At 69.4% G+C, this 10,456-nt stretch carries 10 protein-coding genes; 6 read left to right on the plus strand and 4 right to left on the minus strand.

The features are described from left to right. Positions 1-118: 118 nt before the first annotated feature. Complete coding sequence (locus ABT078_RS16680; protein WP_351228246.1) at positions 119-1,594, minus strand: hypothetical protein; 1,476 nt, start codon at positions 1,592-1,594, stop codon at positions 119-121. Positions 1,595-1,671: 77 nt separating this feature from the next. After that, complete coding sequence (locus ABT078_RS16685) at positions 1,672-1,878, minus strand: hypothetical protein (RefSeq protein ID WP_351228248.1); 207 nt, start codon at positions 1,876-1,878, stop codon at positions 1,672-1,674. Between the two features lie 131 nt (positions 1,879-2,009). On the opposite strand from ABT078_RS16685, the gene ABT078_RS16690 reads away from it, so the two are divergent. Continuing rightward, positions 2,010-2,984 (plus strand): carbohydrate kinase family protein, encoded by a 975-nt coding sequence (locus tag ABT078_RS16690; protein ID WP_351228250.1) that lies wholly within the window; start codon positions 2,010-2,012, stop codon positions 2,982-2,984. A 73-nt stretch (positions 2,985-3,057) separates the two neighbouring features. Here the strand turns inward: ABT078_RS16690 and ABT078_RS16695 are convergent, their stop codons facing one another. Beyond that, positions 3,058-4,422, minus strand: coding sequence for a cysteine desulfurase/sulfurtransferase TusA family protein (locus ABT078_RS16695; RefSeq protein ID WP_351228252.1), 1,365 nt, complete (start codon positions 4,420-4,422; stop codon positions 3,058-3,060). A 271-nt stretch (positions 4,423-4,693) separates the two neighbouring features. Here ABT078_RS16695 and ctaC point away from each other — a divergent pair, with 271 nt between their 5' ends. From ctaC to ABT078_RS16715, 4 genes are all read left to right on the plus strand, one after another. Further along, on the plus strand, positions 4,694-5,665 hold the full coding sequence (gene ctaC / locus ABT078_RS16700) for an aa3-type cytochrome oxidase subunit II (RefSeq protein WP_351228254.1): 972 nt from the start codon (positions 4,694-4,696) through the stop codon (positions 5,663-5,665). Continuing rightward, entirely contained in the window at positions 5,662-7,395 is a 1,734-nt protein-coding gene (ctaD, locus tag ABT078_RS16705; RefSeq protein WP_351228256.1) for an aa3-type cytochrome oxidase subunit I, read from the plus strand. The genes ctaC and ctaD overlap by 4 nt, the downstream gene beginning before the upstream one ends. Beyond that, positions 7,392-7,790, plus strand: coding sequence for a cytochrome c oxidase subunit 4 (locus ABT078_RS16710; RefSeq protein ID WP_351228258.1), 399 nt, complete (start codon positions 7,392-7,394; stop codon positions 7,788-7,790). Before ctaD ends, ABT078_RS16710 begins: the two co-directional genes overlap by 4 nt. Before the next feature lie 120 nt (positions 7,791-7,910). Beyond that, on the plus strand, positions 7,911-9,164 hold the full coding sequence (locus tag ABT078_RS16715; protein ID WP_351228260.1) for a L,D-transpeptidase: 1,254 nt from the start codon (positions 7,911-7,913) through the stop codon (positions 9,162-9,164). Positions 9,165-9,242: 78 nt separating this feature from the next. Here ABT078_RS16715 and ABT078_RS16720 read toward each other — a convergent pair whose 3' ends face one another. Further along, positions 9,243-9,644 (minus strand): hypothetical protein, encoded by a 402-nt coding sequence (locus tag ABT078_RS16720; RefSeq protein WP_351228261.1) that lies wholly within the window; start codon positions 9,642-9,644, stop codon positions 9,243-9,245. Between the two features lie 191 nt (positions 9,645-9,835). Between ABT078_RS16720 and ctaE the strand changes: the two genes are divergently transcribed. Then, entirely contained in the window at positions 9,836-10,456 is a 621-nt protein-coding gene (gene ctaE / locus ABT078_RS16725; RefSeq protein WP_351228263.1) for an aa3-type cytochrome oxidase subunit III, read from the plus strand.

The raw sequence follows: 10,456 nt of genomic DNA on the forward strand, positions 1-10,456 counted from the left end.
CCTCCCCGCCGGGCCCCGGGCCCCGGCGCCCCCCCCCCCCCCCCGGCCCCCCCCCCGGGGGGGGGGGCCCCCCCCCCCCGGGGGGGCCCCGCCGCCCTCGGCGTGCCGGTGACACCGCTCACCTACGGGGCACGGGATCCCCGCTCTCCGTATCGACGACCGTCCGGTCACCCAGCGGCGTGTCCAGCGTCACCTTCTCCGTCAGCTCCTTGGCGATCATGATGCAGACCCGCTCCGGGTCGCGCCGCGACTCGATGATCTTCACCTTCACCTGGGTGCCGCTCTCCTCCGCCTCGGCGGAGTAGTCGCTGCACACCCCGCCCCAGAAGCGCAGGGCCAGCGTCCGCCCGTCCTTCTCGACGGTGTACGACTCCACGCTCCGTACGGAGGTCTCCGGCAGGCGCGTCGGGTCGGGCGACGGCAGTTGCTCCTTCGGCGGCACCGAATGCGCCGGCCTCAGATGCTCGGGAGCCACCGCGGGGTGCGTGATGGTGAACGGCGGCGCGTCGCCCTCCGGGTCCACCTGGAACAGCCAGGACGGTACGAGCGCGGGCCGGCCGTCCTCGGAGTGGACCGCGAGCCCGAAGACCGCCTTGTTGATCGTCACCGGCCGCGGCGTGCCGGGCTGCGGCGTACCGGGCGCCGGTTCGCACGGCGCGGCCGGCTTGTCCGCCGGTACGGGAGTCGCACAGCCGCCGATGCCGATCGGGCCGCCGTCCCCTGCGGCCTTGTTCAGCTGCTTCAGCGCTTCGTCCGCGCCGATCACCGGGTACTCCGGGCCCTTCGCGGGCTTCGCCAACTGCCCACTGCCGCCCACCACCTGGCCGTCGCTGCCTACCTGGATCCCCGTCGACCAGCCGAACGTCGGCAGGCCGCCCACCAGAGGATCGGCGTTCACCACACGGATCGCACCCATCGTCTGGGCCGCGTTCAGCCGCGCGTCGCTCTGGCCGACGGCCGCCAGTACGGGAGCGGCCGCCTTCTTCGCCGCCCCCTCGCTCACCGGTGGGACGGCCGAGTCGCCGCCGGTGCCGGAGTCGGGGGCGACGCCCCCGCCCGGACAGGGCCTGACCTTGGTGCAGTCGTCGCCCTTGGGCGTGGGGCCGAACCTGGCGAACGACCAGGTGCCCGGGGCCTGCCGGTTCACCTGGAGCATCGGTCCGCCCGAGTCCTTCTCCGCGCCGATCTTCCAGACGTCGCCCACCGCACGCGGGGTACCCGCCACTCCGAGGGCCGCGGCCAGACGGGTGACCTCGGCCGCGCCGACCGTCCCGCTCGCGCGGTACACCGGAGCGGAGCCGGGACCGTCCGGAAGCTCGCCGTCGAACCGGTACTGCGGACCGTTCGGATCAGGCTCACCAGGGGCGATCCCGAAGGGCGGCCCGCTCTCCGAGTGGCCGTCCAGGGCGAGCGGCGGAGGCGTCGTCCGGCCGGCGCCCGGCGATGCCGCACCGCCGTCGGATGCCGTGGTGGCCCAGTACGCGCCGCCACCTCCGGCGAGGAGAACCGCCGTGGCCACCGAGGCGACAGCCAGCGGGGATCGCCGCCGGCGCGGGCCGTCGGCGGTCGTGGGGGGCCGCTCCGTGCTGTTCACCGCATCGCTCCTTCGGACCCGTGAGGGGGGACACCCCTGTGACGGGACGGGGGAGCGTGCGGTTCCCGCCTGCGGCGTCAGTCGCCGTACGGGGACATGGCACCCACCAGCCGGGCGGACGCGGGGGACACGACCACGCCGTGGATCAGTGAGGGCGGCACCGGCGCGCCCGCCGCGACCGGCGGGACCGCCCAGTGCGGGGCCATCCGTGCGCTCCTGCCACGCAGGTCGGCGAGGCTGATCTCGATGTCCCGCAGGTCACGCGGGGTGCTGTGCTGAGGCATAGGGGCACCGTACGCAGGGTTACGTGGCGGAAAAAGACCTACTATCGGGTAGTTTCCGCACTTCAGCGGAGCTCGCGCAAACCGGTAGCGTTAACTGTCCGTTCCGCCCTCCCTCCCTGGAGCACCTCGCCGTGCGAATCGCAGTCACCGGCTCCATCGCAACCGACCACCTCATGACCTTCCCCGGTCGCTTCGCCGACCAGCTGGTCGCGGACCAGCTGCACACGGTCTCCCTCTCCTTCCTGGTCGACAACCTCGATGTGCGCAGGGGAGGCGTCGGCGCCAACATCTGTTTCGGCATGGGCCAGCTCGGCACCCGCCCGATCCTGGTGGGAGCGGCCGGTTCCGACTTCGACGAGTACCGCGCATGGCTCGACCGGCACGGCGTCGACACGGCGTCCGTACGCATCTCCGAGGTGCTGCACACCGCGCGCTTCGTCTGCACGACGGACGCGGACCACAACCAGATCGGCTCCTTCTACACCGGTGCGATGAGCGAGGCCCGGCAGATCGAGCTGAAGTCGGTGGCGGACCGCGTGGGCGGGCTCGACCTGGTGCTGATCGGCGCCGACGACCCGGAGGCGATGCTGCGGCACACCGAGGAGTGCCGCTCGCGGGGAATCCCGTTCGCGGCGGACTTCTCGCAGCAGATCGCGCGGATGAACGGTGACGAGATCCGGATACTGCTGGACGGCGCGACGTACCTCTTCTCCAACGAGTACGAGAAGGGCCTCATCGAGTCCAAGACGGGCTGGACCGACGAGGAGATCCTTGCCCGCGTGGGCCACCGGGTCACCACGCTCGGCTCGCGCGGTGTGCGCATCGAGCAGGCGGGCGGGGAGAGCATCGAGGTCGGCTGCCCCGAGGAGGACTCCAAGGTCGACCCGACGGGTGTCGGTGACGCCTTCCGCGCGGGCTTCCTCTCGGGCCTGTCGTGGGGCGTGGGCCTGGAGCGTGCCGCGCAGGTCGGCTGCATGCTCGCCACCCTGGTCATCGAGACCCTGGGCACCCAGGAGTACACCCTCCGCCGCGCCCACTTCATGGACCGCTTCACCAAGGCCTACGGCCACGACGCCGCCGCCGAGGTCCAGGCGCACCTGTCCTAGACCTGCCCACCCTCACATGCCGGCGGGGCTCCGATCGGAGCCCCGCCGACATGTGAGGCCGCGGCGCCCACGGTCAGGACGTGCGCCGCACCACGTACGCCGCGCCCCGCTCCGCCGCCCGCTCACCCACGTACTCCTGCCCCCGCATCTCGCACCACGCGGGAATGTCGAGCCGTGCCGCCTCGTCGTCGGACAGGACGGTGACCTTGCCGCCCACCGGCACGTCCCCGATGACCTTCGCGAGCTCGATGACGGGAATCGGGCAGCGCTTGCCCAGCGCGTCCACGACCAGTGCGGTCTCCCCGGCGGCCGGCGCGGGGGACACCGGAGCGTCGAGCCGGCCGCGGACGTCCGCCACGACCCCCGGCAGGACCTCCAGGAAGCGGTCCACGTCCTCCTCCGCCGTCCCCACCGGCAGGGACACCCGCACATTGCCCTCGCTCAGGACCCCCATCGCCCGCAGCACATGGCTCGGGGTCAGCGTCGAGCTCGTGCACGACGAACCCGACGAAACGGAGAACCCGGCCCGGTCCAGCTCGTGCAGCACGGTCTCTCCGTCGACATAGAGACAGGAGAAGGTCACGAGATGGGGGAGCCGGCGCACCGGATCGCCCACCACCTCGACGTCCGGGACGAGCTCCGGGACCCGCGCGCGGATCCGGTCGACCAGGGACCTGAGGCGCTCCGACTCGGCCGCCGCCTCGTCCCGTACCGCCCGCAGCGACGCCACGGCCGCCACGATCGCGGGGATGTTCTCGAAGCCGGGCGCGCGCCCCGACTCCCGCTCGTCCGCGGGGTCTTGGGGGGCGAACCGGACACCCTTGCGCACCGCGAGAAGCCCGACGCCGGCCGGACCGCCCCACTTGTGCGCGCTCCCTGTCAGCAGTGACCAGTCCCCGGCGGCCGGCCCCCACGCCAGTGACTGCGCCGCGTCGACGAGCAGCGGAACCCCCGCGGCCCGGCACACCGAGGCCACATCGGCGACCGGCTGTTCCGTACCCACCTCGTGGTTCGCGGACTGGAGACAGGCCAGCGCCGTGTCCTCCCGGAGCGCCGCGGCGTACGCATCCGGCGCCACCGCGCCCGTGCGCGCCACCGGCACCTCGGTCACGTCGAAGCCCTGGGCCGCGTGCAGCACCGCGGAGTGCTCCACCGCCGACACGACCACATGGCTCCCGACACGCCGGCGACCCGCCATCGCCCCCGCCACCCCCGCGTGAATGGCCCGGGTACCCGAAGAGGTGAAAACCAGCTCGTCCGGGCGGCACCCCACGGCCTCGGCGGCGGCCTCCCGCGCCGCGTCCAGGAGCAGTCGCGCCCGCCGCCCCTCGCGGTAGAGCCGGGCAGGGTCCGCCCACCCCTCGTCCAGGGCGGCCTGCAGGGCCTGCCGGGCGACCGGGTGCAGCGGAGCGGAGGATGCGGCATCGAAGTAGGGCACACGGCCACGCTAACGCGCACGGCCGAAGAGGGCGTCAGATGGCTGCCGGGGGGCGGTGGTCGACGCCTCTCTCCAGGTCCCGGAATGGGACAGTCCACCCCTTCGGGTCGTCGGACGGCGCGTTGGGCACCCTCCCCGCGCGACCCCAAATAGCGTCCAGTAGGGTTTGGTCCGCATAAACATCCAAACCCCTGCCCGCGTCAGGGCCGGCGACCGACCAGCGAGACGGCCGCAGCCGGCCGCGCGGGCGAGACTCTCGGGAAGGCGCTACGTGAGTCCCAACGGCTCCGACCGCTCGTCGCGGCGCCCGATGCGGCGGAAGCTGCCGCAGGTGCTGACTGCGGGCTTGATCGTGGCAACCGCCACTGCTTGCTCCCCCACTTGGGAGGACTTCCCCCGCCTTGGAATGCCTACCCCGGTCACGGAGGAGGCTCCGCGGATCCTCTCCCTCTGGCAGGGATCCTGGGCGGCCGCCCTCGCCGTGGGCGTCCTGGTGTGGGGACTGATCCTGTGGAGCGTGTTCTTCCACCGGCGCAGCCGCACCAAGGTCGAGGTTCCCCCGCAGACCCGGTACAACATGCCCATCGAGGCGCTGTACACCGTCGTTCCGCTCATCATCGTCTCGGTGCTCTTCTACTTCACCGCGCGTGACGAGTCGAAGATCCTCAGCCTCTCCGCCAAGCCGGCCCACACCATCAACGTGGTCGGCTACCAGTGGAGCTGGGGCTTCAACTACATCGAGGACGTGGACGGCAACGCCGGCACGGGCGATGCGAAGGCCGACAAGAACCTGAAGGCCATTCCGGACCAGTACACGAAGGACTTCCTCGGAGGTGCCGAGGGTGTGTACGACTACGGCATCCCCGGCACCCGGAACCCGCAGAACGGCAACCCCGGTCCGACCCTGTGGCTGCCGGAGGGCGAGAAGGTCCGCTTCGTGCTGACCTCCCGCGACGTCATCCACTCCTTCTGGGTCGTCCCCTTCCTGTTCAAGCAGGACGTCATCCCCGGGCACACCAACGTGTTCGAGGTGACGCCGAACATGGAGGGCACCTTCATGGGCAAGTGCGCCGAGCTCTGCGGTGTCGACCACTCCCGGATGCTCTTCAACGTCAAGGTCGTCTCCCCGGAGCGCTACCAGCAGCACCTGAAGGAGCTGGCCGAGAAGGGGCAGACCGGCTTCATCCCGTCGGGCATTGAGCAGTCGGACCCGGCCCGGAATGCGGAGAAGAACCAACTGTGAGCATCCTCAACGAATCCCAGGGTGCTGCCGCGGCTGACGACTCGTACGAGAACGAGCTCCCGCTCCGCCGCAGGCAGCCCGGCAATGTGGTGGTGAAGTGGCTGACCACCACCGACCACAAGACCATCGGCACGCTCTACCTGGTCACGTCGTTCGTCTTCTTCTGCATCGGCGGTGTCCTGGCGCTCTTCATGCGCGCCGAGCTGGCCCGTCCGGGTACGCAGCTCATGTCGAACGAGCAGTTCAACCAGGCGTTCACGATGCACGGCACGATCATGCTGCTGATGTTCGCGACGCCGCTGTTCGCCGGATTCGCGAACTGGATCATGCCGCTGCAGATCGGCGCGCCCGACGTGGCGTTCCCGCGGCTGAACATGTTCGCCTACTGGCTGTACCTCTTCGGCTCGATCATCGCGGTGGCCGGCTTCCTCACTCCGCAGGGTGCGGCCGACTTCGGCTGGTTCGCCTACTCCCCGCTGTCGGACGCGGTCCGCTCGCCGGGTGTCGGCGCCGACATGTGGATCATGGGTCTGGCCTTCTCCGGCTTCGGCACGATCCTCGGTTCGGTCAACTTCATCACCACGATCATCTGCATGCGCGCGCCCGGCATGACGATGTTCCGTATGCCGATCTTCACGTGGAACGTGCTGCTGACCGGTGTGCTGGTCCTGCTCGCCTTCCCGGTGCTGGCGGCGGCTCTGTTCGCCCTGGAGGCGGACCGCAAGTTCGGCGCCCACATCTTCGACTCCGCCAATGGCGGCGCGCTGCTGTGGCAACACCTCTTCTGGTTCTTCGGGCACCCAGAGGTGTACATCATCGCCCTGCCGTTCTTCGGAATCGTCTCGGAGGTCATCCCGGTCTTCAGCCGCAAGCCGATGTTCGGTTACATCGGCCTGGTGGCCGCGACCATCTCGATCGCCGGTCTGTCCGTGACCGTGTGGGCTCACCACATGTACGTCACAGGCGGAGTGTTGCTGCCGTTCTTCTCCTTCATGACCTTCCTCATCGCGGTACCGACCGGTGTGAAGTTCTTCAACTGGATCGGCACCATGTGGAAGGGCTCACTGTCCTTCGAGACCCCGATGCTCTGGACGATCGGCTTCCTGATCACCTTCCTCTTCGGTGGTCTGACCGGTGTCATCCTGGCCTCGCCCCCGATGGACTTCCACGTCTCCGACTCGTACTTCGTCGTCGCGCACTTCCACTACGTCGTCTTCGGCACCGTGGTCTTCGCGATGTTCGCCGGATTCCACTTCTGGTGGCCGAAGTTCACGGGCAAGATGCTGGACGAGCGGCTCGGCAAGATGACCTTCTGGACGCTGTTCATCGGCTTCCACGGCACGTTCCTCGTCCAGCACTGGCTGGGTGCCGAGGGCATGCCGCGCCGTTACGCGGACTATCTGGCCGCCGACGGCTTCACCGCGCTGAACACCGTCTCCACGATCAGCTCGTTCCTGCTCGGCCTGTCGGTCCTGCCGTTCCTCTACAACGTCTGGAAGACCGCCAAGTTCGGCAAGAAGGTCGAGGTCGACGACCCGTGGGGCTACGGCCGTTCGCTCGAATGGGCGACGTCCTGCCCGCCGCCGCGGCACAACTTCCTCACCCTGCCGCGGATCCGTTCCGAATCCCCGGCGTTCGACCTGCACCACCCCGAGATCGCTGCCCTGGAGCTCGAGCACGCCGGTCACGGCACCAGCGCCATCGCCGCTGACAAGGAGGCCGGCAAGTGAAGATCCAAGGCAGGATGTTCATCTGGCTGAGCGTCTTCGTCCTGGCCATGGCCATCCTCTATGGCGTGTGGTCGAAGGAGCCGGCCGGTACGACGGCACTGTTCCTGGCGTTCGGTCTCTGCATCATGGTCGGCTACTACCTGGCCTTCACGGCCAGGCGGGTCGACGCCATGGCGCAGGACAACAAGGAGGCCGATGTCGCGGACGAGGCCGGTGAGGTCGGCTTCTTCTCCCCGCACAGCTGGCAGCCGCTGTCGCTGGCCATCGGTGGTGCCCTCGCCTTCCTCTCGATCGCGATCGGCTGGTGGCTGCTCTACTTCTCGGCTCCGCTGGTCCTGATCGGCATCTGGGGCTGGGTCTTCGAGTACTACCGCGGCGAGAGCCAGAACCAGTAGCGAGCGCGCTGCTCCGCACTGCACAGGGGCCCGGGCACTCATCCGTTGGGGTGATGTCCGGGCCCCTCGTTTGCAGTCCTCCGGCGCGCCGCTGCCGGGTGTTCTTCATAGCGTGTGCTCATGAAAGACATACCGCGCAAGCGCGCCATAGCCAGCTGCACCGTGCTGGTCATGTCACTCGCGGCGGCGGCCGCGTGCGACAGCGGTTCCGAGCGCCACCCGCTCTCGGCGAGGCCGTACGACGCCGCCCGGCAGGTCGCCCTCAACGCCCCCACCGGAAGCGCCAAGGCCGACCCGGAGAAGGCCGTGGAGGTCAGGGCGAAGGGCAAGGACGGCCGAATAACGGATGTCACGGCCGTCGACGCCGCAGGCCGCTACCTCGCGGGCGAACTCGCCGCCGACGGCAGCAGATGGCGCTCCACGGGCCCTCTCGCCGCCGGTACGCGCTACACCGTCAAGATCGCCACGGAGGACAAGGACGGCGCCCCCGGCGCCCGTGTGCAGGCCTTCGAGACGGCCCCGGCCAAGAACACGCTGAAGATAGAGCTGGGTCCGAAGGCGGGCACCTACGGTGTCGGCCAGCCCATCACCGCCGAGTTCAGCGAGCCGGTGCGGACCCAGGACGCCAGGGCCGCCGTCGAGCGCGCGCTGACCGTCCGCTCCACCCCCGCGGTGTCCGGAGCCTGGCACTGGGTGGACGACAAGAAGGCGCACTACCGCCCCAAGGAGTACTGGCCCGCGGGCGCCACGGTCCAGGTGCGCAGCAACATGGAGGGCGTCAAGGTCGGCGACAAGCTCTACGGCGGCTCCACCACCCCCCTCAAGCTGTCCATAGGCGACCGCATAGAGGCGATAACGGATGCCAGCACGCACCAGATGACGGTCCTGCGCAACGGAGAAGTGATCAACACCATCCCGGTGACGACCGGCAAGCCGGGCTTCTCCACCCGGAACGGCGTCAAGGTCGTGCTCGGCAAGGAGTACTTCGTCCGGATGCGCGGAACCAGCATCGGCATACCCGAAGGCAGTTCCGAGTCCTACGACCTGCCCGTCTACTACGCGACCCGGGTCACCTGGAGTGGTGAATACGTCCACGCCGCGCCCTGGTCCGCCGGCTCCCAGGGCTGGGCCAACGTCAGCCACGGCTGCACCGGGATGTCCACCGGCAACGCGGCCTGGTTCTTCAACACCGTCCGTGAAGGCGACATCGTCAAGGTCGTCAACAGCCTCGGCAGCACCATGGATCCGTTCGGGAACGGCTTCGGCGACTGGAACCTGGACTGGGACGAGTGGCGGGACGGCAGCGCCCTGCTGGAAGGCGCCAGGGAGGGCGGCAGCCCCGCGGAGCTGGCACGGCTGCAGCCGCAGGTCTGAGGCGCCCGGGCCCGGTGTACGGGACGGCCGCGGGGGCGGTCGGCCCGGTGTGCACGTCGGCCGCGGGGGCGGCCCGCCTCAGTGGTTGGCGCCCAGCCTCGTACGCAGCAGCCCGGCCAGCGCGTCGGCGAACTCCACCGGCTCGACGGGAAGCGTCACGGCCGCCTCCGCACGGCTCCAGGTCGCCAGCCAGGCGTCCTGCGGGCGCCCCATGAGCACCAGCACGGGTGGGCAGTGGAAGATCTCGTCCTTGATCTGCCGGCAGACTCCCATGCCCCCCGCGGGCACCGCCTCGCCGTCCAGGACACAGGCGTCGACACCGCCCTTGTCCAGCTCCGAGAGGACCGCGGGCAGCGTGGCGCACTCGATGAACTCGACCGGGGGAACATCGGCGGCCGGGCGGCGGCCCGTGGCGAGCCGCACCTGTTCGCGGGTGCCGGCGTTGTCGCTGTACACCAGCACCGTGGCGGTCGACTGCATTGTTCCTCCGGTTCGTCAGCAAGAACTGCGGGGTGCACCGATGCGCCGGATGCTACCCCTCTCGACGCCGTGTCAGCACCGGTTGGGCACGGCAAGAAACAGCGTTTCGATGGGCCGTTCGGGCTGGACACGGGGTGCGGACACACCGAACGGCACCCCCGGGAGTGAGGGCTGGATAAGCGACCGACATAATGTCGGTCGTGGCGACAGCAACGACAGTAGAAACCGGGCACGCGCACCCGTCGGTCAATCGGCCGAACCTCACCAGCGTCGGAACCATCATCTGGCTGAGTTCCGAGCTGATGTTCTTCGCGGCCCTCTTCGCGATGTACTTCACCCTGCGATCGGTGATGGGTGCCGAGTACTGGACTGAGCAGGCTTCGAACCTGAACTTTCCCTTCTCGGCGACCAACACCACGATCCTGGTGCTCTCCTCCCTCACCTGCCAGCTCGGCGTGTTCGCCGCCGAGCGCGGTGACGTGAAGAAGCTGCGCACCTGGTTCGTGATCACGTTCGTGATGGGTGCAATCTTCATCGGCGGCCAGGTGTTCGAGTACACCGAGCTGGTCAAGCACGAGGGGCTCTCGCTCTCCTCGGACCCGTACGGCTCGGTCTTCTACCTCACCACCGGCTTCCACGGTCTGCACGTGACGGGCGGTCTCATCGCCTTCCTGCTGGTCCTCGGCAGGACGTACGCGGCCAAGAGGTTCACCCACGAGCAGGCAACCGCCGCCATCGTCGTGTCCTACTACTGGCACTTCGTCGATGTCGTCTGGATCGGCCTCTTCGCCACGATCTACATGATCAAGTAG

Source organism: Streptomyces sp. NPDC002133 (assembly GCF_040296405.1).
Lineage (GTDB): Bacteria > Actinomycetota > Actinomycetes > Streptomycetales > Streptomycetaceae > Streptomyces.

What these genes read in the sequence shown, in the direction of transcription:
- ABT078_RS16685 (WP_351228248.1), bottom strand. Translation starts at nt 1,878, where the DNA reads ATGCCTCAGCACAGCACCCCGCGTGACCTGCGGGACATCGAGATCAGC.
- ABT078_RS16720 (WP_351228261.1), bottom strand. Translation starts at nt 9,644, where the DNA reads ATGCAGTCGACCGCCACGGTGCTGGTGTACAGCGACAACGCCGGCACC.
- ABT078_RS16715 (WP_351228260.1), top strand. Translation starts at nt 7,911, where the DNA reads ATGAAAGACATACCGCGCAAGCGCGCCATAGCCAGCTGCACCGTGCTG.
- ctaE (WP_351228263.1), top strand. Translation starts at nt 9,836, where the DNA reads ATGTCGGTCGTGGCGACAGCAACGACAGTAGAAACCGGGCACGCGCAC.